Origin of the sequence: Curtobacterium sp. MCBD17_032 (genome assembly GCF_003234855.1) — a bacterium.
Lineage (GTDB): Bacteria > Actinomycetota > Actinomycetes > Actinomycetales > Microbacteriaceae > Curtobacterium.
The window spans coordinates 1-22,180 of sequence record NZ_QKTO01000004.1 but is presented as its reverse complement, the minus strand read 5'-3'; the positions used below and the strand labels follow the sequence as shown (position 1 = coordinate 22,180).

19 protein-coding genes are annotated in these 22,180 nt (G+C 71.9%); all 19 read right to left on the bottom strand.

What is annotated here, in order from left to right; translation table 11 throughout:
* Positions 1-7 precede the first annotated feature (7 nt).
* The 19 genes from metK to alaS all read right to left on the bottom strand — a co-directional run bounded on the left by metK (position 8) and on the right by alaS (position 22,118).
* Positions 8-1,219, bottom strand: coding sequence for a methionine adenosyltransferase (metK, locus tag DEI91_RS07735; RefSeq protein ID WP_111051748.1), 1,212 nt, complete (start codon positions 1,217-1,219; stop codon positions 8-10).
* A 5-nt stretch (positions 1,220-1,224) separates the two neighbouring features.
* Entirely contained in the window at positions 1,225-1,485 is a 261-nt protein-coding gene (gene rpoZ, locus DEI91_RS07730; protein WP_111051747.1) for a DNA-directed RNA polymerase subunit omega, read from the bottom strand.
* 30 nt (positions 1,486-1,515) lie between these two features.
* Positions 1,516-2,424, bottom strand: a complete 909-nt coding sequence (gene gmk / locus DEI91_RS07725; protein WP_111051914.1) for a guanylate kinase — start codon at positions 2,422-2,424, stop codon at positions 1,516-1,518.
* A gap of 50 nt (positions 2,425-2,474) precedes the next feature.
* A complete protein-coding gene (gene pyrF, locus DEI91_RS07720; RefSeq protein ID WP_111051746.1) occupies positions 2,475-3,353 on the bottom strand; it encodes an orotidine-5'-phosphate decarboxylase in 879 nt (292 codons plus the stop codon).
* Positions 3,354-3,385: 32 nt separating this feature from the next.
* The gene (carB, locus tag DEI91_RS07715; protein WP_111051745.1) at positions 3,386-6,664 is read right to left on the bottom strand and encodes a carbamoyl-phosphate synthase large subunit; all 3,279 of its coding nucleotides are present in this window, start codon (positions 6,662-6,664) and stop codon (positions 3,386-3,388) included.
* Positions 6,664-7,878 carry a glutamine-hydrolyzing carbamoyl-phosphate synthase small subunit gene (gene carA / locus DEI91_RS07710; RefSeq protein WP_111051744.1) on the bottom strand — a complete coding sequence of 405 codons (1,215 nt, stop codon included), beginning with the start codon at positions 7,876-7,878 and terminating at the stop codon, positions 6,664-6,666. The genes carB and carA overlap by 1 nt, the downstream gene beginning before the upstream one ends.
* Positions 7,878-8,420: a hypothetical protein gene (locus tag DEI91_RS07705; protein WP_111051743.1), complete on the bottom strand. Its 543-nt coding sequence runs from the start codon at positions 8,418-8,420 to the stop codon at positions 7,878-7,880. Before DEI91_RS07705 ends, carA begins: the two co-directional genes overlap by 1 nt.
* Positions 8,417-9,772 (bottom strand): dihydroorotase, encoded by a 1,356-nt coding sequence (locus DEI91_RS07700; protein ID WP_111051742.1) that lies wholly within the window; start codon positions 9,770-9,772, stop codon positions 8,417-8,419. Before DEI91_RS07700 ends, DEI91_RS07705 begins: the two co-directional genes overlap by 4 nt.
* Positions 9,769-10,728 (bottom strand): aspartate carbamoyltransferase catalytic subunit, encoded by a 960-nt coding sequence (locus DEI91_RS07695; protein WP_111051741.1) that lies wholly within the window; start codon positions 10,726-10,728, stop codon positions 9,769-9,771. The genes DEI91_RS07700 and DEI91_RS07695 overlap by 4 nt, the downstream gene beginning before the upstream one ends.
* Positions 10,725-11,294: a bifunctional pyr operon transcriptional regulator/uracil phosphoribosyltransferase PyrR gene (pyrR, locus tag DEI91_RS07690; protein ID WP_111051740.1), complete on the bottom strand. Its 570-nt coding sequence runs from the start codon at positions 11,292-11,294 to the stop codon at positions 10,725-10,727. The genes DEI91_RS07695 and pyrR overlap by 4 nt, the downstream gene beginning before the upstream one ends.
* Before the next feature lie 77 nt (positions 11,295-11,371).
* On the bottom strand, positions 11,372-11,824 hold the full coding sequence (nusB, locus tag DEI91_RS07685) for a transcription antitermination factor NusB (protein WP_111051739.1): 453 nt from the start codon (positions 11,822-11,824) through the stop codon (positions 11,372-11,374).
* 11 nt (positions 11,825-11,835) lie between these two features.
* On the bottom strand, positions 11,836-12,396 hold the full coding sequence (gene efp, locus DEI91_RS07680) for an elongation factor P (protein ID WP_110825070.1): 561 nt from the start codon (positions 12,394-12,396) through the stop codon (positions 11,836-11,838).
* Positions 12,397-12,495: 99 nt separating this feature from the next.
* A complete protein-coding gene (locus DEI91_RS07675) occupies positions 12,496-14,187 on the bottom strand; it encodes an AarF/ABC1/UbiB kinase family protein (protein ID WP_111051738.1) in 1,692 nt (563 codons plus the stop codon).
* Between the two features lie 57 nt (positions 14,188-14,244).
* Positions 14,245-15,327 (bottom strand): 3-dehydroquinate synthase, encoded by a 1,083-nt coding sequence (aroB, locus tag DEI91_RS07670; protein ID WP_111051913.1) that lies wholly within the window; start codon positions 15,325-15,327, stop codon positions 14,245-14,247.
* Between the two features lie 11 nt (positions 15,328-15,338).
* Positions 15,339-15,860: a shikimate kinase gene (locus DEI91_RS07665; RefSeq protein ID WP_111051912.1), complete on the bottom strand. Its 522-nt coding sequence runs from the start codon at positions 15,858-15,860 to the stop codon at positions 15,339-15,341.
* A gap of 38 nt (positions 15,861-15,898) precedes the next feature.
* Positions 15,899-17,113: a chorismate synthase gene (gene aroC, locus DEI91_RS07660; protein ID WP_111051737.1), complete on the bottom strand. Its 1,215-nt coding sequence runs from the start codon at positions 17,111-17,113 to the stop codon at positions 15,899-15,901.
* Positions 17,114-17,168: 55 nt separating this feature from the next.
* A complete protein-coding gene (gene mltG / locus DEI91_RS07655; RefSeq protein WP_181439527.1) occupies positions 17,169-18,938 on the bottom strand; it encodes an endolytic transglycosylase MltG in 1,770 nt (589 codons plus the stop codon).
* 70 nt (positions 18,939-19,008) lie between these two features.
* Positions 19,009-19,461, bottom strand: a complete 453-nt coding sequence (ruvX, locus tag DEI91_RS07650; RefSeq protein ID WP_111051735.1) for a Holliday junction resolvase RuvX — start codon at positions 19,459-19,461, stop codon at positions 19,009-19,011.
* Positions 19,461-22,118 carry an alanine--tRNA ligase gene (gene alaS, locus DEI91_RS07645; RefSeq protein WP_111051734.1) on the bottom strand — a complete coding sequence of 886 codons (2,658 nt, stop codon included), beginning with the start codon at positions 22,116-22,118 and terminating at the stop codon, positions 19,461-19,463. Before alaS ends, ruvX begins: the two co-directional genes overlap by 1 nt.
* Between the last annotated feature and the right edge of the window lie 62 nt (positions 22,119-22,180).

Genomic DNA, 22,180 nt, shown 5'->3' with positions numbered 1-22,180 from the left:
GAGGGCCTCAGGCGGTGGCGGGGACGAGTCCTGCCGCCGTGCGGAGCTCCTCGACGCGGTCGAGCTGCTCCCAGGTGAAGCCGGGCAGGTCGCGACCGAAGTGCCCGTAGGTCGCCGTCTGCGCGTACTTCGGCGTGAGCAGGTCGAGGTCGCGGATGATCGCGGCCGGTCGGAGGTCGAACACCTCGGTGATCGCGGCTTCGATCGTGGCGTCGTCGACGTGGCCGGTGCCGAAGGACTCGACGTACAGACCGACCGGCTTGGCGCGACCGATCGCGTAGGCGACCTGCACCTCGAGCCGGTCGGCGAGTCCCGCCGCGACGGCGTTCTTGGCGACCCAGCGCAGGGCGTACGCCGCCGAGCGGTCCACCTTCGACGGGTCCTTGCCGCTGAACGCGCCACCGCCGTGCCGCGAGGCCCCACCGTAGGTGTCGACGATCACCTTGCGCCCGGTCAGGCCGGCGTCGCCCTGGGGCCCGCCGATCTCGAACCGACCGGTCGGGTTCACGATGACGTCCACACGGGACGAGTCGAGGTCCACCAGGTCGAGGACCGGACGGATGACGTGCTCGGTGATGTCGGCCGTCAGCTGCTCGAGCGTGACGCTCGGCGCGTGCTGCGTCGACAGCACGACGGTCTCGACGGTCTTCGGCGTGACGCCGTCGTACCCGACCGTGACCTGGGTCTTGCCGTCCGGGCGCAGGTAGGTGAGCTCACCGGACTTGCGGACCGCTGCGAGCTTCTCCGCCAGGCGGTGTGCGAGCCAGATGGCGACGGGCATGTACTCGGGCGTCTCGTTCGTCGCGAAGCCGAACATGATGCCCTGGTCGCCCGCGCCCTGCCGGTCGAGCGGGTCGACGCCAGCACCCGAGCGGGTGTCGAGCGACTCGTCGACGCCCTGCGCGATGTCCGGGGACTGCGCGCCGATGGAGATCTCGACGCCACAGGTGCGGCCGTCGAAGCTCACGTCGGACGAGTTGTACCCGATGCCGGTGATGACGTCACGGACCAGCTGCGGGATCTCGACGTAGCCTGAGGTGGTGACCTCGCCAGCGACGTGCACGAGTCCGGTCGTCACCATCGTCTCGACGGCGACCCGGGCGTGCGGGTCAACGGTGAGCAGGGCGTCCAGGATCGCGTCCGAGATCTGGTCGCAGATCTTGTCGGGGTGGCCTTCGGTCACCGATTCCGACGTGAACAGACGGAGTGCGCTCGTCACCGGGATCAGGCGGTGGGCTGCTGCTTGGTGACGGTCAGCTTGTCCTCGTTGATCTCGTGGAGCGCGACCGAGAGCGGCTTGTCGTCGATCGTCGAGTCGACGAGCGGACCGACGTTGTCGAAGAGCGAGCCCTCGTGCAGGTCGGCGTAGTAGTCGTTGATCTGCCGGGCGCGCTTCGACGCGAAGATGACGAGCGCGTACTTCGACTCGACCTTGCTGAGCAGGTCGTCGATGGGCGGGTCGATGATGCCCTGGGGGTTGGCCATGGGGATGCTCCTCACAAGTCGGTGCACCCGTCAGGGCGCAGAGAACAAGTCTACGACCTCGCGTGCCGCCGTGCTGACATCCGAGTTCACGATCCGCACGTCGAACTCGTCCTGTGCGGCGAGCTCGACCTTGGCGGTCTCGAGCCGTCGGGCCTGCTCCTCGGCGGACTCGGTGCCGCGGCCGATGAGCCGACGGACGAGTTCGTCCCAGGTCGGCGGCAGCAGGAACACGAGCACCGCTTCGGGCATGGCGTCCCGCACCTGACGGGCGCCCTGCAGGTCGATCTCGAGCATGACCTTCTCGCCGGCGTCGAGCGCACGGTCGATCGGCGGCCGCGGGGTGCCGTACCGGTACGAGTTGTGCACGGTGGCGTACTCGAGCAGTTCGCGGTCGCGGATCATCCGGTCGAACTCGGCGTCGTCGACGAAGTAGTAGTGCACGCCGTCGACCTCGCCCGGGCGGGGCTTGCGGGTCGTCGCCGAGACGCTCAGGTTGACCTCGGGGTACTGCTCGCGGATGTGCGCGCTCACCGTGCCCTTGCCGACCGCCGTCGGCCCCGCGAGCACGACGAGCTTCGACGCACCACGCTTGCGGCCACGCGCCGCCAGCCAGTCCGCGAGCTCGGTGCGCTGCCGGCTCCCGAGTCCACCGAGCCGCTTCGACGGCGCGATGCGGAGGGCACCCATGACGGCCTCGGCACGGGCCGGTCCGACGCCGGGCAGGCTCGTGAGGAGGTCCCGTACCCGGAGGGACCGCTCGGCGGCGGTCGTCGCGACCACCGACTCGTCCTCCGACCACGCGGCCTTCGCGACCTCGAGTGGGGAGCGCTCCCCCGACGCGACCGCTGCCTTCACCGCTGCGCGTGCGCGTCGCGCCGCGACCGCGGCCTTCGCGGCCGCCACGCGGTCGACCTCCGGCGGGTTGCGGTGCGCGGGCAGCTCGGCCCGGTCGTCCGCTGACGTGTCGGGTGCTCCCCCGGTCTGCTCGCTCACGCGGCCACCGCCAGTGCGCGGCTGATCCGGTCTGCTCGGTCCGCCACCAGGCCGACGACGCCGTCCGGGCCGTCCACGAGGAGACCGCGCGACTCGTTGACGAGGACCTGCTCGGCGCGGCTGCCGTACAGCGCGCGGAGGTCCTCGATGCATGCACCCTGTGCACCGAACCCCGGCGCGAGCACCGGCGCGGCGCCGATGTCGTCGGCGGTGATGCCGAAGTCGTCGAGGTCGAGCGTCGCGCCGAGCACGAGCCCCACGTCCCCCAGGGCCTGGTCGGCCGTCGTCCGGTTCTCGTCTGCCACGTCCACGACGATACCGGCCGCCACGGTCCGACCGGCACGTGGCCCCTCGGCCACCACCGCCGTCTGCAGCACCCGTGCCTCCGGGTTGCTCGTCGCGGCGAGCACGAACACGCCGGCGCCGTTCGCACGAGCCACGCCGATGGTCCCGGTGAGCGAGCCGTAGCCCAGGTAGGGCGAGACGGTCATCGCATCCGCGGCGAACGGCCCGTCGCGGTCGAGCCAGGCGAGCGCGTAGTCGTCGCCGGTCGACCCGATGTCGCCGCGCTTGACGTCGGCCACGACCAGGAGGCCCGCATCGCGTGCACGACGGATGGTCGCGTCGAGCGCCCGGAAGCCCGGCACCCCGGCTGCCTCGAAGAACGCGATCTGCGGCTTCACGACGGCGGCACGGCCCGCGGCCGCGTCGACGAGGGTCGCGCCGAAGGCGGTCAGGCCCGCCTCGTCACGGCCGAGCCCCCACGCCGCCAGGGTGGCGGCGTGAGGGTCGATCCCGACGCAGAGCGCAGAGCGCTCGTCGATCGCAGCCGCGAGCCGGACGCCGAAGGGGGTCGGGCCTTCCCCCGCCGGCACGGCCGGCGGTGTGGGCCCACCGGGTCCCCTGGTCACCAGCCGGCCCGCTCGAGCGCGTAGTCCTGCAGGCTCCGGACGCTGTGCGGCGTCCCGATCGTCTCGATCGCCGCGACCGCCGCGCCGAGCTGCGAGATCGTCGTGAACAGCGGCTTGTCGGCCGCCACGGTGGCCGCACGGATCTCGTACCCGTCCGCACGACCTGACGCACCGCTCGGCGTGTTGATGACGATGTCGACCTCGTTGCGGGCGAGCAGGTCGACGACGCTCTCCTGCCCCTGGCTGTACTTGCCGACCGTGCCGACCAGGATGCCGTTGCGGCGGAGCACCTCCGCGGTGCCCTCGGTGGCGATGATCCGGAAGCCGAGCTGCTGCAGGCGGTGCACCGGCAGCACGATGGCGCGCTTGTCGGTGTCGGCGACACTCACGAAGACCGTGCCGCTGGTGGGGAGCCCGCCGTACGCGGCCTCCTGGCTCTTCAGGAACGCCCGCGGGAAGTCCCGGTCGATGCCCATGACCTCACCCGTCGAGCGCATCTCCGGGCTGAGCACGGAATCGACGACCTGTCCGTCCGCGGTGCGGAACCGGCGGAACGGGAGCACGGCCTCCTTGACGGCGACCGGCGCCTGCGCCGGGACGAACGCGCCGTCGCGGGCGGGCAGCATCCCCTCGTCGACCAACCCGTCGATCGTCGAGCCGGTCATGATGCGCGCGGCGGCCTTCGCCAGGGCGATGCCCAGTGCCTTCGACACGAACGGCACCGTGCGGCTGGCACGCGGGTTCGCCTCGAGGACGTAGAGCACGCCCGCACCGATCGCGAACTGCACGTTCAGAAGGCCGCGGACGCCGACGCCGCGCGCGATCTCCTCGGTCGCGTCCACGACGGCCTGGATCTCGGCGCGACCGAGGCCGACCGGGGGCAGGGTGCAGGACGAGTCACCGGAGTGGATCCCGGCCTCCTCGATGTGCTCCATGATGCCGCCGACGTACAGCCGCTCGCCGTCGTACAGCGCGTCGATGTCGATCTCCACCGCGTCGTCGAGGAAGCGGTCCACCAGCAGCGGCAGGTCCGGGCCGATGATCGCCTGGTCGGCCATCCGGTCGAAGTAGTCGGCGAGGGCGGCGGAGTCGTAGACGATCTCCATGCCGCGCCCACCGAGCACGAAGGACGGGCGGACGAGCACCGGGTAGCCGATGCCCTCGGCGACGGTGGTCGCGCTCGCCAGGTCGTGGGCGGTGCCGTTCTTCGGGGCGAGGAGGCCGGCGTCGTCGAGGATGCGGGAGAACGCCCCGCGCTCCTCGGCGAGGTCGATGGCGTCCGGGCTCGTGCCGAGGATCGGGATGCCGGCGGCCTCGAGCGGTTTCGCGAGCCCGAGCGCGGTCTGCCCACCGAGCTGCACGACGACGCCGACCACCTCCCCCGAGGCCTGCTCGGCCGCGATGACCTCGAGGACGTCCTCGGCCGTGAGCGGCTCGAAGTACAGGCGGTCCGAGGTGTCGTAGTCGGTCGAGACCGTCTCCGGGTTGCAGTTCACCATGATCGTCTCGAACCCGGCGTCGCTCAGCGCGAAGGACGCGTGCACGCAGGAGTAGTCGAACTCGACGCCCTGGCCGATGCGGTTGGGGCCGGAGCCGAGGATGACGACCTTCTTGCGGTCGCTCGGGGCGACCTCGGTCTCGGTGTCGTACGACGAGTAGTGGTACGGCGTCAGGGCCGGGAACTCGCCGGCGCAGGTGTCGACCGTCTTGAACACGGGGCGGATGCCGAGCGCGTGCCGCTGGTCGCGGGCCTCCTGTTCGGTGATGCCCCGGAGCGCGGCGATCTGCACGTCGCTGAAGCCGTGCTCCTTCGCCCAGCGGACCGTGTCGGCGTCGAGCGTCGCGGCGTCCCGGACCTCGGCCGCGACCTCGTTGATGAGGACGATCTGGTCGATGAACCAGGGGTCGATGCCGGTGGCGTCGAAGACCTCCGCCGTGGTGGCGCCGGCGACGAGGGCCTGCTGGACCGTGACGATCCTGCCGTCCGTCGGGATGCGCGACGTCTCGAGCAGGGCGGCCTTGTCGAGCTGGTCCGCCGGGACGTCCCAGTGGAAGCTCGACCCGCGCTTCTCGAGCGACCGGAGCGACTTCTGCAGCGCGGTGGCGTAGTTGCGGCCGATGGCCATCGCCTCGCCGACGCTCTTCATCGTCGTGGTGAGCGTCGCGTCGGCGGCGGGGAACTTCTCGAACGCGAAGCGCGGGGTCTTCACGACGACGTAGTCCAGCGTCGGCTCGAAGCTCGCCGGGGTGACCTGCGTGATGTCGTTCTGGATCTCGTCGAGCCGGTACCCGATGGCGAGCTTCGCGGCGATCTTCGCGATCGGGAAGCCCGTCGCCTTCGACGCGAGGGCCGACGAGCGGGAGACGCGCGGGTTCATCTCGATGACGATCACGCGACCGTTCGAGGGGTCGACCGCGAACTGGATGTTGCAGCCCCCGGTGTCGACGCCCACCCGACGGATGATGTCGATGCCGATGTTCCGCATGTTCTGGTACTCGCGGTCGGTCAGCGTCAGCGCCGGGGCGACCGTGATCGAGTCACCGGTGTGCACACCGACCGGGTCGACGTTCTCGATCGAGCAGATGACGACCGTGTTGTCGGCGTTGTCCCGCATCAGCTCGAGCTCGTACTCCTTCCAGCCGAGGATCGACTCCTCGAGCAGGACCTCCGTCGTCGGGGACGACTGCAGGCCGTCGCCGACGAAGCGGACGAGCTCCTCCTCGTTGTAGGCGAAGCCCGAGCCGAGCCCGCCCATCGTGAAGGAGGGCCGGACCACGAGCGGATAGCCGAGGTCCTGCGCGAACTCCTTCGCCTCCTCGAGCGTGTGCGCGATGTGGCTGCGGGCGACGTCCGCGCCCGACTCGAGGACGAGCTCCTTGAAGAGCTGTCGGTCCTCACCGCGCTGGATGGCGTCGACCTTCGCGCCGATCAGCTCGACGCCGTGCTTCTCGAGGATGCCGGCCTCGTCGAGCGCGATCGCGGCGTTCAGCGCGGTCTGCCCACCGAGCGTCGGCAGGACCGCGTCGGGCTGCTCGATCCGGATGATCTCCTCGAGCGACGCGTTGGTGATCGGTTCGATGTACGTCGCGTCGGCGAAGTCGGGGTCGGTCATGATCGTCGCCGGGTTCGGGTTCACGAGGATGACCCGGACGCCCTCGGCGCGCAGGACGCGGCACGCCTGGGTGCCGGAGTAGTCGAACTCGGCGGCCTGCCCGATGACGATCGGACCGGAGCCGATGACCAGGACGGAGCTGATGTCGGAGCGCTTGGGCATCAGTTGCCCTCCTTCGTGGTGTCGGCGGTCGTGACGTCGGCGGCGGGGGTGGTCGCGTCGGCGGTGGCCGCGTCGAGCGGCTCCCCCTGTCGTCGGGCGAGGACCATGTCCCGGAAGCGGTCGAACAGGTACATGCTGTCGTGCGGTCCGGCGGCCGCCTCGGGGTGGTACTGCACGCTGAACGCGGGGATGTCGAGCGCGCGGAGGCCCTCGACCACGTTGTCGTTGAGCGAGTAGTGCGACACCTCGACCCGGCCGAAACCGACCGGCGACTCGAGGGTCTCCCCGACCGGGGCGTCGACCGCGAAGCCGTGGTTCTGGCTCGTGATCTCCACCTTGCCCGTCGTCGTGTCGAGCACCGGCTGGTTGATCCCGCGGTGGCCGAACGGCAGCTTGTACGTGCCGAAGCCGAGCGCGCGGCCGAGCAGCTGGTTGCCGAAGCAGATGCCGAAGAACGGTCGGCCGTCGCGCAGGCTGTCCTGCAGGAGCGACACCTGGGCGTCGGAGGCGGCCGGGTCACCGGGACCGTTCGAGTAGAACAGCGCGTCCGGGTCGAGCTCGCGGAGCCGCTCGACGGTGACGTCCTGCGGCAGCACGTGCACCTCGAAGCCGCGCTCCGAGAGGTACCGGGTGGTCGACGCCTTGACACCGAGGTCGAGGACCGCCAGCGTGCCGATTCGCTCGCCGACCGGCTGGACGACGTACTCCTCGGCCGTGGAGACCTCGGCGGACAGGTTCTTGCCCGTCATGCCGGTCTGCTCGGTGACGAGGCGCAGCTGCTCGTCGGCGTCGAGCGTCGCGTCGGCCCCGCTGAAGACACCGCCCTTCATCGCGCCGGCGTCGCGGATGCGCCGGGTCAGGGCCCGGGTGTCGATCCCGGAGATGCCGACGATGCCGTCGCGCACGAGGTGCTCGTCGAGCGAGGCGTTGGCCCGGTGGTTCGACACCACCCGGCTGGGGTCGCGCACGACGTACCCGGCGACCCAGATGCGCCGGGACTCGGGGTCCTCGTCGTTCACCCCCGTGTTGCCGATGTGCGGTGCCGTCTGCACCACGATCTGGCCCGCGTACGACGGGTCGGTGAGCGTCTCCTGGTAGCCGGTCATGCCGGTCGCGAAGACCACCTCGCCGAGCGTGCGCCCGCGGGCGCCGTAGGCCCAGCCGTCGTACCGGGTGCCGTCCTCGAGGACCAGTACGGCCCGTTCGCGTGTCATCAGTTCGTCCCTTCGCCCGCGGTGTGCGGGGAGTCGTTCGTCGTCGCCGGTCCCTGCAGCGCGCGGAGCGCGTCCGCGTCGCCCTGGGGGAACCGGAAGTAGGTGTCGAGGTCCGTCGCAGCTGCGGCGCCGGTCGCCGTCCATCGCAGTCGGACCAGTCCCCCGGGCTCGACCACCCGGTCGATGGCCCACGTGGCCCGGTCGGCACCGCGCACCGCGCTCCGGGCGATCCATCGGTCGTCCGTGCCGGCGTGGTGCAGCACGACGCCGGACCGGTGGACCGTCACACCGCCGCGGCCGCGGAACCCGAGGCCGCCGGCCGTGATGCGTTCGAGCGGCTCGTCGGCGCGGGTCGTCGCGACGGTGAACCCGTCCCACGACCCGACCACGGGCCCGGGGTCCGCTGGGACCGGGACGGCAGGCACGGCCTCCGCCTGCCGTCGGCTGCGCGTCCGCCACGTGCGGGCCATCGCGACGAACAGCGCCGCAACCGCGAGCAGGATCACCCCGCCGAGCAGCCAGCGCGCCGTGTCACCGCTCATGCGGTCGCCGCCCGCTCGTGCGCGGCCCGCGCCGCGACCGTCCCGGCGTCGAGGAGCTCCCCGTCGAGGACGGTGGGCATGCCGTGGTGGAACGTGGCGACCACCCGGCCGGGCAGGCGCATGCCGAGGTAGGGCGAGTTCTGCGACTGCCCGTGCAGGTCGGCCACCGAGAAGTCCCGCACGGCGGCCGGGTCGTACAGCGTGACCTCCGCCGGTGCGCCCTCGGCGACCGCGTGCCCGTGCCCGGCGACCTGGCCGATCCGGGCCGGCGCGGAGGAGAGGACCCGTGCCACGTCCGCCCAGTCGAGTCGGCCGTCCGCGACCACGGCCGCGTGCACGACGCTGAGCGCCGACTCGAGCCCGACCATGCCGTTCGCGGCGGCGGGCCACTCGCAGTGCTTGGCCTCCGCCGGGTGCGGTGCGTGGTCGGTGGCGACGATGTCGATCGTGCCGTCGGCGAGGGCGGCGCGGAGCGCGTCGACGTCCTCGCGGCTGCGGAGCGGCGGGTTCACCTTGTAGCGGGCGTCGTACCCGGGCGCACCGTCGTGGCCCGCGATGAGGTCCTCGGTCAGGACGAGGTGGTGCGGGGTGACCTCCGCCGTGACGTCGATCCCGCGGGACTTGGCCCAGCGGATCACCTCGACGCTGCCCGCCGTCGAGACGTGGCAGACGTGCAGCCGGGCACCGACGTGGTCGGCGAGCAGGACGTCGCGCGCGATGATCGACTCCTCGGCCACGGCGGGCCATCCGGCGAGGCCGAGCTCGGAGGACAGGCGGCCCTCGTTCATCTGCGCACCGATGGTCAGGCGGGGCTCCTGGGCGTGCTGGGCGAGCACCCCGCCGAAGCCCTTGATGTACTCGAGCGCGCGCCGCATGAGCAGCGGGTCGGCGACGCACGAGCCGTCGTCCGAGAAGACCCGGACGGCCGCGCGTGAGGTCGCCATCGCGCCGATCTCGGACAGGTGCGTGCCCTGCAGCCCCTGGGAGACCGCGCCGATCGGACGCACCGTGACGTAGCCGGCGTCCTCCCCGAGCGCCTGCACCTGCTCGACGACCCCGGCGGTGTCGGCCACCGGCGAGGAGTTCGCCATCGCGTTCACCGCGGTGAACCCGCCGGCGGCGGCGGCCCGTGAGCCGGACAGCACGGTCTCGGACTCCTCGTGGCCGGGTTCGCGGAGGTGGGTGTGCAGGTCGACGAGACCGGGCAGGGCGAGCAGCCCGTCGGCGTCGACGACCGTGGCACCGGCCGTGTCGAGACCGGACCCGACCGCGGTGACGAGCCGACCCTCCAGGCGGATGTCGGCGCGGGTGCCGTCGACCAGCTGCGCGCCGCGGATGAGGTGTGCGGTCATGCGACGGTCTCCTTCTCGTGGTCGCCGGTGAGGGCGAGGTAGAGCACGGCCATCCGGACCGAGACGCCGTTCGCGACCTGCTCGACCACGGTCGAGCGGTCGTCGTCAGCGGCCACGCCGGCGATCTCGAGCCCGCGGTTCATCGGACCGGGGTGCATCACGAGCGTGCGCGCGGGCAGCCGGGCGAACCGTGCGGCGGTGAGCCCGAAGTGCCGCGTGTACTCGCGGGGGTTCGGGAAGAACGCGTCGTTCATCCGTTCCTGCTGGATCCGGAGCGTCATGACGACGTCGGGGTCCTCGGCCAGTGCGGCGTCGAGGTCGTGGTGCACCGCGGCGCCGAAGGGCCGGTCCACCGCGGGCAGCAGCGTCGGCGGCGCGGCGAAGGTGACGTGTGCGCCGAGGGTCCGGAGCAACCAGGCGTTGCTCCGCGCCACGCGGCTGTGCAGCACGTCCCCGACGATGAGCACGCGGACACCGTCGAGGCCCTGCCCCCGGCTCGCCGAGCCGTGCAGTCGGCGGCGCATCGTGAACGCGTCGAGGAGCGCCTGCGTGGGGTGCTCGTGCGTGCCGTCGCCGGCGTTCACGACCGGGACGTCGATCCAGTCGGCCTCGGCCAGGACGCGCGGGGCTCCGGACGCGCCGTGCCGGATGACGATGCCGTCGATGCCCATCGCGTCGAGGGTCTGCACGGTGTCCTTGAGGGACTCCCCCTTCGAGACGCTCGAGCCCTTCGCGGCGAAGTTGATGACGTCGGCCGACAGGCGCTTCGCGGCGGCCTCGAACGAGATCCGGGTGCGCGTCGAGTCCTCGAAGAACAGGTTGACGACCGTGCGCCCGCGCAGGGCCGGGAGCTTCCGGACCTCGCGCGTGTTCACCTCGGCCATCTCCTCGGCGACGTCGAGGATGCGGACGGCGTCGTCACGGGACAGGTCCGCCGTGGAGAGCAGGTGCCTCATGCCGCACCGCCCTGCTCGATGACTACCTCGTCGACACCGTCGGTCTCGGTCAGGTGCAGCGAGACCCGCTCGTCGCCCGCGGTCGGCAGGTTCTTGCCGACGTGGTCGGCCCGGATCGGCAACTCGCGGTGGCCCCGGTCGACGAGGACCGCCAGGCGGACGGCGCGTGGGCGGCCGATGCCCTGCAGCGCGTCGAGCGCCGCTCGGACCGTCCGGCCGGAGTAGAGGACGTCGTCGACCAGGACGACGACCTTGCCGTCGACGCCGCCGGCGGGGATGACCGTCCGGTGCGGGGACCGACCGATGCCCCGACCGAGGTCGTCGCGGTACATCGTCACGTCGAGGGCTCCGACGCGCTCGGTGCCGATGCCGCCGGACGCGGACTCCCACCCGGGTTCGATCCCCGCGAGGACGCGACCGAGTCGCTCGGCGAGGACGGCGCCGCGGGTCGGGATGCCGAGCAGCACGAGGTCCGAGCCGCCGTGGTTGGCCTCGAGGATCTCGTGTGCAATGCGTGTCAGGGCACGCGTGATGTCGGACTGCTGCAGGACCGTTCTGGTGCCCACGCCGACCTCCTTCCTCGTCTCTCTGGACGACCCCCGCCTCACTGGACGGCATCAAAGGATGCTGGTTGCGTTCGAGCCTAGCGGGACTCCTGGTCCTCCGCGACCGACCGACCGGACGGTCCGCGGCCCTCCGCGACGGCGCCGAGGACGCCGTTCACGAAACCGGCCGAGTCGTCGGTGGACAGCGACTGCGCGAGCTCGACGGCCTCCGCGATCGCCACGGCGTCGGGGACCTCCGGGTTGAACCGGATCTCCCACACGCCCATCCGCAGGATGCAGCGGTCGAGGACCGGCATCCGGGCGATCGACCAGCCCTGCGCGTGGTCGGTGATGACGCCGTCGATCTCGTGCCGGGCCTCGTCGATGCCGGTCACGATCTGCCGCGCGTAGTCCCAGCTGGAGGCCCGCTCCGGCTGGTCCAGGTGGCGGACCGTCTCGGTCGCGAGGACGTCCGCGATCGGCAGCTCGCGCACCTCGGCCACGTACAGCATGTCGAGGGCGCGCTTGCGGGCCTTCGAACGAGCACTCATACGGTCAGCGCCTAGTCGTTGACGCGGCCGAGGTAGTTGCCGTCGCGGGTGTCGACCTTGACCTTGGTGCCGGACTCGAGGAAGAGCGGGACCTGGATCTGGTACCCCGTGACGATCGTCGCCGGCTTCGTGCCGCCGGAGGAGCGGTCGCCCTGCAGGCCCGGCTCGGTCTCGATCGTGGTGACGATCGAGGTCGGGAGCTCGACGTAGAGCGGGTTGCCCTCGTTCATCGCGATGGTGACCTGCGCGGACTCGAGCAGGAAGTTGCGCGCGTCGCCGACGACGGCGGCCGGGACGTTGACCTGGTCGTAGGTGTCCTGGTCCATGAAGACGTACGAGTCGCCGTCCTCGTAGAGGTACTGGAAGTCGCGACGGTCCACCGTGGCGGTCTCGATCTTCGCGCCGGCGTTGAAGGTGCGGTCGACGACCTTGCCGGAGACGACCTGCTTGAGCTTGGTGCGCACGAAGGCGCCGCCCTTGCCCGGCTTCACGTGCTGGAACTCGACGACCGACCAGAGCTGCCCGTCGATGATGAGAACGGCGCCGTTCTTGATGTCAGTGGTACTCGCCATGGGTCTTCCGTTCGATGGTGTTGTGAAGGTGTCCAGGCTCGTGGAGCCCCGGACGAGTGTAGCGGACGGGGCCCGGCGTGCCGGGACCGGGCCGACGGCCTACTGCCGTCGGCGTGCCAGCCACGCGTCGACCGCCGCCCACGTGAGCAGCACGACGCACGTGCCGCCGAGCAGTGACCCCGCCACGAGGGTGCTGATCACCGCCGTCGGCCGGGCCGGTGCCGCCAGGTAGACCACCGCCAGGAGGCCCGCCCCGGCCCCCAGCAGCACGAGCAACACCCGACGGATCATGCCCGACACGGTCTGCCGGTCGCGCCGGTCGCTCAGCAGCCGGATGTTGACCGACAGCCGACCGGCCTCGACCGCCTCGGTGATCTTGTCGATGCGGCGCGGCAGCCGCCGCGCCGAGGTCACCAGCCCGAAGAGCTCGCGGACGAGGACGCTCCGCACCGCGGCGGGCCGGAGCTGGTCGCGGATCTGCTCCGCCGCGAGGCCACGCGACTCCTCGAGCAGGTCGAACGACGGCGCGAGCGTGCGGAGCGTCCCCTCGAAGATCGCCAGCGCGCGGGCGGCCGCCACGAAGTCGGCCGGAGCACGCAGCCGGTAGCGACCGAACACCTCGACCGCGTCGTCCACGGTCTCGACGCCGATCCGCGCGCCCGGACCGAGTTCCTCGGCGACGAAGCGCGCCATGTCGCGCCGGAAGTCCGCCTCGTCCTCGGGGTCGCGGACCGGCGCCATCCGGAGGACTGCGTCCGCGATGCGCGAGGTGTCGTCCTGCAGGTAGGCGGCGAGCAGTTCCTGGACCGTGTCCCGGAGGCCCGGGTCGAGCCTCCCGACCGATCCGAAGTCGATGAGTGCCGGCCGTCCGTCGGGCAGGAGCAGGACGTTCCCCGGGTGCAGGTCCGCGTGGTAGACGCCGTCGAAGACGACCTGACGGAGGAACGCGCGGAGGACCGAGCGCATCGGCTCGTCGAGGTCGCGGTCGGAGCGCTCCGCGCGGATCGCGCTGAGCGTGTCGCCCTCCAGGAACTCCATCACGAGCACGCGTCGCGTGGACAGGTCGCGGTACGGCTCCGGGAACCGCACCTCGTCGGGACGCGCGCTCCGGGCCTGGGCCGCGCGGAGCGACTCGAGGTTCCGCAGCTCCGCGGTGAAGTCGACCTGTCGGACGAGGTCGGCGCCGTACTGCTCGGCCACCTCGACCACGCCGAGCTGCCGCGCCTGCGCGGAGGTCCGGGTGAGGAAGCGCACGAGCCGCAGGGCGATGTCGACGTCCCGCCGGACCGCGGCGTCGATGCCCGGACGCTGCACCTTGACCGCGACCGCGGTGCCGTCGGCGAGCCGTGCGCGGTGCACCTGCGCGATGGAGGCCGCGGCGACGGGCTCCGGGTCGAAGGACGCGAACACCCCGGCCACCGGCGCGCCGAGCTCGGCCTCGAGCAAGGCGGCGACCTCGTCGGGCGCGGCGGGACGCACGCTGCCCTGCAGGAGCGCGAGGCGCTCCGTCCACTCGTCGGGCAGCAGGTCGTCGCGTGTGGACAGGACCTGGCCCATCTTCACGAAGCCACCGCCGGCCTCCTCGAGCGCCAGGCGCAGGTGGTCGGCCTGGTCCCGGCGGAGGTCGGCCGTGGCCGGCTCCCGCGAGAAGTCGAGCCGACGGATCGGCAGGAGCCCGTGGCGCCGTGCGATCCCGAGCACCTCGGCGAACCGACGGGCGCGACCGCGGGCGGTCCCCGCGTCCGGACGCTGCTGGGTGGAGAAGTCGCTGAGACGGGGCGGGTTCGGCACGTCCTCAGTCTGCTCCGTGGGCCTGGGGCGGACCGGGGTGCCGGGCGCCGTCGGACCTCAGGCGCCGACTTCCTGGTAGGCGGTGAAGAGCAGGTGGTCCTCCGGGCCCTCGAGCGTCACCGGCTTGCCGATCCCGTCGAGGATGATGAACCGGAGCATGCCGGCGCGTGCCTTCTTGTCCCGACGCATGGTCGCGAGGAGGCTCTGCCACCGTCCGAGCGGGTAGGTGGTGGGGAGCGAGAGCGAGTCCAGCACCGCCCGGTGTCGGTCGACGGTGGCGTCGTCCAGGTGGCCGGTCAGCCGGGCGAGTTCCGCGGCGAAGACCATGCCGACGGCGACCGCGGCACCGTGTCGCCACTGGTACCGCTCGGCGTGCTCGATCGCGTGACCGAGGGTGTGTCCGTAGTTGAGCACCTCGCGGCGGCCCTGCTCGGTGAAGTCCTCCGAGACGACCTGCGCCTTGAGCGCGATCGCGAGCTCGACCACGCGGCGGAACTCGGGCGTCGTCGGGTCGGTCACACGGTCGACGTCCGCCTCGATGACGTCGAGGATCTCCGGCACCGCGATGAATCCGGCCTTGACGATCTCGGCGAACCCGGCCAGGACCTCGTTCCGCGGCAGCGTCCGGAGCAGGTCCAGGTCGGCGACGACCGCGCGCGGTGCGGCGAACGCGCCGACGAGGTTCTTGCCCTCGTTCGTGTTGATGCCGGTCTTGCCGCCGACGCTCGCGTCGACCATGCCGAGCACCGTCGTCGGCATCGACACGTACGGCACACCACGGAGCCAGGTCGCGGCGACGAACCCGGCGAGGTCCGTGACGGCACCGCCGCCGAGCCCGATCACGGCGTCCGTCCGGGTGAAGTCGGACTGACCCATGACCTGCCAGCAGAACGAGGCGACCTCGATCCGCTTCGCAGCCTCGGCGTCCGGTACCTCGGCGATGAGGGCCTCGAGCCCTGCGTCGACGAGCAGCTGTCGGAGGTCCTCGGCCCGGGCGCCGAGCGTCGGCGCGTGCACGATGAGGACCTTCGCGACGCGGGGTCCGAGGAGCGCGGGGACGGCACCGAGCAGGCCGTTGCCGACGACGACGTCGTAGCCGTCATCGCCGCCGACGCGGATGGCGGTGGTGCCCTCGGGCAGGGTCGACTCGGTCACGGTGCTCCTTCGTCGGTGGTGGTGGGGCTGCTGGCGTCGCCGTGCGTCGGCCCGCCGCGGCGGACCCAGGCGACGACGTCCTCTGCCACGCGGGACATCGGGCGACGGGAGGTGTCGAGCACGAGGTCGGCCAGGCGGTCGTAGGTGGGGGCACGCTCGTCGAGGATCGCCTGCCACGCCGCGATGCCCCCGGTGGCGATGAGCGGACGGTCGCTGCCGAGGATCCGGGGCGCGACCGCCTCGGCCGAGACGGTCAACAGGACGACGTGGGCGCCCGTGATCGCCGCACGCGTCGCGGCGTGCATGACCGCTCCCCCACCGAGGGAGACGACACCGCCGGTCTCGACCGCGCGACGGACCGCCGCGGCCTCGAGCTCGCGGAACACCGGCTCCCCGCGCTCGGCGAAGAGCCGCGGGATCGGACCGTGCTCCCGCGCGATCATCCGGTCGGTGTCGGTGAACGGGACGCCGAGCGCCTTCGCGACGCGTCGGCCGACGCTCGACTTCCCGGCACCCATCGGTCCGATGACGACCACGGGCCGGGGCGCGGCCGTGTTCACCGTGCGGGCGTGTGCGCGGTCGCCCCGGCCGTCCGGAGCGTCTCCGGGATCGCCGCGAGGTAGCCCTCGAGGTTCCGCTTCGTCTCGGCCACGCTGTCACCGCCGAACTTCTCGAGCACGGCGTCGGCGAGCACCAGGGCGACCATCGCCTCGGCGACGACGCCGGACGCCGGCACCGCGCAGACGTCGGAGCGCTGGTGGTGCGCGCTCGCGTCCTCGCCCGTCGCGACGTCGATGGTCTGCAGCGCGTGCGGGACGGTGGCGATCGGCTTCATCGCGGCACGGACGCGGAGGACCGTCCCGGTGGACATGCCGCCCTCGGTGCCGCCCGCACGGTCGCTCGTGCGCACGATCGCACCGTCGGCGCGCTGCAGTTCGTCGTGCGCGGCGGACCCGCGGCGAGCCGCGGTCGCGAAGCCGTCACCGACCTCGACGCCCTTGATCGCCTGGATGCCCATGATCGCCGCTGCCAGACGCGCGTCGAGCCGACGGTCCCACTGCACGTGCGAGCCGAGTCCCGGCGGGACCCCGTAGAAGAGCACCTCGACCACGCCGCCGAGGGTGTCGCCGTCCTTCTTCGCGGCCTCGACCTCGGTCACCATCCGGGCGGAGGTCGCGGGGTCGGCGCAGCGGAGCTGGTCGTCGTCGAGGCGGTCGACGTCGGCGGGCACGGGCAGTGCGGCGTCCTCCGGCACGCGGACCGTACCGACCTGCAGCGTGTGCGCGACCGAGGTCATCCCGAGTTCGGCGAGGAACGACTTCGCCACGGCGCCGAGTGCGACCCGGGCCGCGGTCTCACGGGCGGACGCGCGCTCGAGGATCGGTCGGGCCTCGTCGAAACCGTACTTCTGCATCCCGACCAGGTCGGCGTGCCCCGGGCGCGGGCGGGTCAGCGGGGCGCCACGGCCGCGCGAGGCGTCGGTCTGCTCGACGGGCTCGGGGTTCATCACCTCGACCCACTTCGGCCACTCGGTGTTGCCGATGCGGATCGCGATCGGGCTGCCCATCGAGAAGCCGTGTCGGACGCCGCCGGACAGGTGCAGCTCGTCCTGCTCGAACTTCATGCGGGACCCACGGCCGTAGCCGAGCTTGCGGCGCGCGAGGTCGGCGCGGATGGACTCGTACGACACCGGGACGCCGGCCGGGAGGCCTTCCATCATGGCGATGAGTTCGGGTCCGTGGGACTCACCAGCGGTCAACCAACGAAGCATGGGGCCATCCTCCCACAGCGCACGGTCGTGCGAGGTGCGTGCGCTGTGGGAGGGACTACTGGTACTCCGGGTGTGCCCGCAGCCAGCTCCGGAAGCGTTCGACCGCGACGAGGTGCTGGTCGTACGTGTCCGAGAACACCGTCTCGCCGGTCTCGAGGTCGACGGTCACGAAGTACAGCCAGTTGCCCGTGGCCTGGTGCACGACCGCGTCGATCGCGATGTCGCCGGGGTTCGAGATCGGGGCCGGCGGCAGTCCGTCGTGCTGGTAGGTGTTGTACTCGTTCGACGCGTCGGCGCGCTCGTCGTCCGTCGTCGTCACGGTGTGCGTGTTCCCGGTGCCGTACGCGACGGTCGCGTCGGACTGCAACCGCATGCCGTCGTCGAGTCGGTTCTGGAACACCCGCGCGACCTTCGGGTAGTCGGCGGCGAGACCGGCCTCCTTCTGCACGAGCGAGGCGAAGACGACCACACGCTCCTGGTCGGCCGGGGCGACGCCGGCCTTCTCGAGCCGCTGCTTCATCGTGTCGACCATCGCCTGGAAGTACTGCTTCGCCGTCCAGTCGGGCCGGATCGGGTACGTCGCGGGGAACAGCCACCCCTCGAGCGTCGTGACGCCCGCCGGCAGACCGTAGGCCGCGACGTCCTCCGCCGCGGCGGAGACCTCGTCCTTGCTCAGACCGGCCTTGGAGACCATGCCGGCCTCGATGTCCTGCAGCGCCGTGCCCTCGGGGATGACGAGGGTCGGGTCCTCGACGCGGTTGGCCTCGTCCTGCAGCGCCGAGAGCGCGGCCTTCGAACTCATCTCCTTCTTGAGCGCGTAGGACCCGGGCTGGAACTGGATCTCCGGAGACGCGAGGAGCAGCTCGTAGAACGCGCTCGAGGTCTTCACGACACCGCTGCGCTGCAACGTCGCGGCGACGTCCTCGCCGATGTCCCCTTCCTTGATCGTGATGGTCACCTTCGAGGTGCCGTCGCCGGTGTAGTCGTCGCTCTCCTGCGCTCCGGAGATCGCGCTCATCACCGCCTGCACCTTCGGCGCGGCGAACGCGTAGGCACCGCCGGCTGCGGCGAGCACCAGGGCGACGATGACGATCCCCGCGATGAGCGGCCCCTTGCGGCGGGCCGGGCGCTCGTTCCGCGGCGGACGGGAGGCTCCCCCGCGTCCGCCGCGCCGGCCACCGTCGTCGCCGCCGCCACCGCGTCCGTCGTCACCGTCACCGTGTCCGGCGTCGCCGGCACCGCCGTCGGCAGCACCGCCGTCGCGAGGGACCCGGCCGTCGTCGACCGGGACGACGGTCGCGGTGTCGTCGTCGTGCGCGGTGTCGAGGTCGGTGCGCCGCTGGTCGGTCACCGCGGTGCCCCGCTGCTCGGCCGGGCCGGCGTCGACGCCCTGCCAGGTGCCGCGGCGGCGGACGGGAGCGTCGCCGGCCTCGGCGTCGCCCTGGGCCCGTCGACCGGAAGCCGCGGGCACGGGTCCGCTGTGCAGCGTGCCGCCGAGCAGGGCGTGCACGTCGGGGTGCAGGTCGTCACGCTCCAGGGCGTCACGCTCCTGCCCGTCGGGCCCGACCGCCGGACCGGCGCCGACGACGGGACGCGGGGCGGGCCTCCCGGCTCCACCTGCCGAGCGGTCGTCGGGAGCCGCCGTCGGCGCTCCGGTCAGAGACGCCGCCTCCTGCCGCTCGCGTGCCGCACGAGCGGCTCGGCGGGAGAGCGGTGCGGACCCGCTGCCCTCGCCGGAGCCGTCGGTCGGGGTCCCGGTGCGCCCACGGCGCTCGGCGTCGTTGCCGGTCGCGATGATCGCGTTCCAGTCCAGATCGTCTGCCAACGGTCCTCGGTCTCTCGGTCGGGAACTCCGCGGCTCCGGGTCGCGGGTGCGACGTCGGGAGGGCAGCCGATCAGGGGAGCTCGGCCCCGGGCGGGGCGCCGGATGCACGCTCGTGGTCGAGCGCATGTTGCAGAATGATAACAGCGGCCGCTTGGTCGATCACGGCCCGGGACTTCTTCGTGTTCTTGCCGGCCTGGTGGAGGCCCCGCTGGGCCGTGACCGTGGAGAGCCGCTCGTCCACGAGCCGGACCGGGCGGTGCGCGGCGATGCGGGTCGCGAAGTCCCGGGCGTCCGCCGTCGACGCGGTCTCCCCGCCCGACATGGACAGCGGGAGACCGACGACGACCTCGAGCACGTCGTACTCCTCGGCGATCGCCAGGATCCGCCCGAGGTCGGACGAGTCGTCCCGCCGCACGGTCTCCACCGGGGTCGCGAGCAGACCGTCCCGGTCGCACACCGCGACCCCGATCCGGGCGCGGCCGACGTCGACGCCGAGCCGCCGCCCGGACCGGATCGCCACGATCAGGCCGCGATGCGGTCGGTCACGGCACGGAGCGCCGCCGGGAGGGCCGACGCGTCGGTCCCACCACCCTGCGCGAGGTCCGGCTTGCCGCCACCGCCACCGCCGAGCACGCCGGCCGCCTCCTTCGCGAGCGGACCGGCCTGCACGCCCGCGGCCCGGGCTGCGTCGTTCGTGGCGACGATCACGACCGGCTTGCCGCCGACGACGGCGCCGAGGACCACGACGGCCGCATCGGCACCGAGCTGGCCGCGCACACCGGTGGCGAGCGAACGGAGGTCGTCGCTCGCCGACAGCCCGTCGACGACCTGTGCCACGACCGAGACGCTGCCGACCCGCTGGGCCGTACGGGCGATGGCCGGCACACGCTGCTGCAGGTTGGCCGACTCGAACTCCGCGATCCGCTTCTGGGCGGTCTTCAGGTCGTCGAGGAGCGTCTGCACACGACCCGGCAGGTCGTCGCGCTGCGCCTTGAGTGCGCTCGACAGTTGCGAGACGATCGTCCGCTCCACCGCGAGCTCGCGGAAGCCCTCGAGTCCGACGAGCGCCTCGACGCGGCGGTTCGTCGATCCGACGCTCGCCTCACCGACGAGGTTGACGAGGCCGACCTGCGCGCTCGACGCGACGTGGATGCCACCACAGAGCTCACGGGACCAGGGGCCGCCGATGTCGACCATGCGGACCTCGGCGCCGTACTTCTCGCCGAACAGGGCCTGCGCGCCGAGCGCCTTCGCCTCGTCGATCGGCAGGATGCGGGTCGACACCTCGAGGTCTGAGCGGATCGCGGTGTTCACGACCTCCTCGATCTCCGAGCGCGTCTCGAGCGACACCGGCTGGCTCCACGAGAAGTCCAGGCGCATGTAGCCGGCCTTGTTGTACGAGCCGGCCTGGAGCGCCTCCGGGCCGAGGACGTCCCGGAGCGCCGCGTTCACGAGGTGTGTCGCGGAGTGGGCCTGCGTCGCGCCGCGGCGGTACTCGGCGTCCACGACCGTGGTGGCCGCGTCGCCCACACCGACCTCGCCCGAGCGCACCTGCACGGTGTGGCTCCACAGGCCGGAGACCGGACGCTGGACGTCGAGGACCTCGAGGTCGAAGCCGTTGCCGACGATCGAACCCTGGTCGGCGTCCTGTCCACCGGACTCGGCGTACAGCGAGGTCTCGTCGAGGATCACCTCGGCGATGTCACCGGCGACCGCGCGGTCCACGCTCCGCCCGTCGACGATGAGGCCGAGCACGCGGCTCTCGGCCTGGAGGGCCTCGTAGCCGAGGAACACCGTCTCACCCGCCGCGCGGAAGGAGCTGTAGACGCTCAGGTCCGCGAGCGCGGTCTTCTTGCTCTTCGCGTCGGCCTTCGCGCGGGCGCGCTGCTCGGACATGAGGGTCTCGAACGCGGAACGGTCCACGTGGACGCCGGCCTCCTCCGCCATCTCCATGGTCAGGTCGATGGGGAAGCCGAAGGTGTCGTGGAGCAGGAACGCGGTGTCCCCGCCGATCGCCGGGCGGCCGTCCTGCTTGGCGCGGTCGACGGCGACGTCGAGGATGGTCGTGCCCTGCGCGAGCGTCCGGAGGAAGGTCTCCTCCTCCGCGTAGGCGATCCGTGCGATGCGGTCGAACTGCTCGCCGACCTCGGGGTAGGCGTCGCGCATCGCGTCGCGTGAGGCCGGGAAGAGCCGGGGGAAGGTCGCACCCTCGACGCCGAGCAGGCGCATCGCGCGGACGGTCCGACGGAGCAGTCGGCGGAGGATGTACCCGCGACCCTCGTTCGACGGCGAGACGCCGTCGGCGATGAGCATGAGTGCCGAGCGCACGTGGTCCGCGACGATGCGCATGCGGACGTCGTCCTCGTGGTCCGCGCCGTAGCGTCGTCCGGACACCTCGGCCGCCTCGTCGAGCACCGGACGCACCTGGTCGATCTCGTACATGTTGTCGACGCCCTGCTTGATGAAGGCGACGCGCTCGAGCCCCATGCCGGTGTCGATGTTCTTGTTCGGCAGCTCGCCGGTGATCGCGAAGTCGTACTTCGACCGCACGTCGGCGATCTGGTACTGCATGAAGACGAGGTTCCAGATCTCGACGTAGCGGTCGTCGTCCGTCGCCGGACCACCGTCCACGCCGTACTCGGGGCCGCGGTCGAAGAAGATCTCCGAGCAGGGACCGGCCGGACCGGGCTGCCCGGTGGACCAGTAGTTCGTGTCCTTGCCGAGCTTCTGGATGCGGTCGTCGGGCAGGCTCGAGTGACGCTTCCAGAACGCGATCGCCTCGTCGTCCTCCTCGTAGACCGTGACCCAGAGGTCGTCCGCCGAGAACCCGAGACCGCCGTCGGACTCCGGGTTCGTCAGGAACTCCCAGGCGTACTGGATCGCCTGCTCCTTGAAGTAGTCCCCGAACGAGAAGTTCCCGTTCATCTGGAAGAACGTGCCGTGCCGCGGGGTCTTGCCGACCTCTTCGATGTCGTTCGTGCGGATGCACTTCTGCACGCTCGTGGCACGGGGGTACGGCGCCGGGATGAGCCCGGTCAGGTACGGGATGAACGGCACCATGCCGGCCACCGTGAACAGCAGCGACGGGTCGTCCGAGACGAGCGACGCGGAGGGGACGACGGTGTGGCCGCGGTCACCGAAGAACTGGAGCCAACGGCGGCGGATCTCTGCGGTCTGCATGGTGCTTCCTGTAGGGCGTGGACGGTGGTCCGGCGACGGACGACGACCGCTACGTCGAGATC

Coding starts and splice junctions, on each gene's coding strand:
- rpoZ (WP_111051747.1), bottom strand. CDS start 1,485: ATGGCCAACCCCCAGGGCATCATCGACCCGCCCATCGACGACCTGCTC.
- carB (WP_111051745.1), bottom strand. CDS start 6,664: ATGCCCAAGCGCTCCGACATCAGCTCCGTCCTGGTCATCGGCTCCGGT.
- carA (WP_111051744.1), bottom strand. CDS start 7,878: ATGACACGCGAACGGGCCGTACTGGTCCTCGAGGACGGCACCCGGTAC.
- DEI91_RS07705 (WP_111051743.1), bottom strand. CDS start 8,420: ATGAGCGGTGACACGGCGCGCTGGCTGCTCGGCGGGGTGATCCTGCTC.
- DEI91_RS07700 (WP_111051742.1), bottom strand. CDS start 9,772: ATGACCGCACACCTCATCCGCGGCGCGCAGCTGGTCGACGGCACCCGC.
- DEI91_RS07695 (WP_111051741.1), bottom strand. CDS start 10,728: ATGAGGCACCTGCTCTCCACGGCGGACCTGTCCCGTGACGACGCCGTC.
- nusB (WP_111051739.1), bottom strand. CDS start 11,824: ATGAGTGCTCGTTCGAAGGCCCGCAAGCGCGCCCTCGACATGCTGTAC.
- efp (WP_110825070.1), bottom strand. CDS start 12,396: ATGGCGAGTACCACTGACATCAAGAACGGCGCCGTTCTCATCATCGAC.
- DEI91_RS07665 (WP_111051912.1), bottom strand. CDS start 15,860: ATGGGTGCCGGGAAGTCGAGCGTCGGCCGACGCGTCGCGAAGGCGCTC.
- aroC (WP_111051737.1), bottom strand. CDS start 17,113: ATGCTTCGTTGGTTGACCGCTGGTGAGTCCCACGGACCCGAACTCATC.
- alaS (WP_111051734.1), bottom strand. CDS start 22,118: ATGCAGACCGCAGAGATCCGCCGCCGTTGGCTCCAGTTCTTCGGTGAC.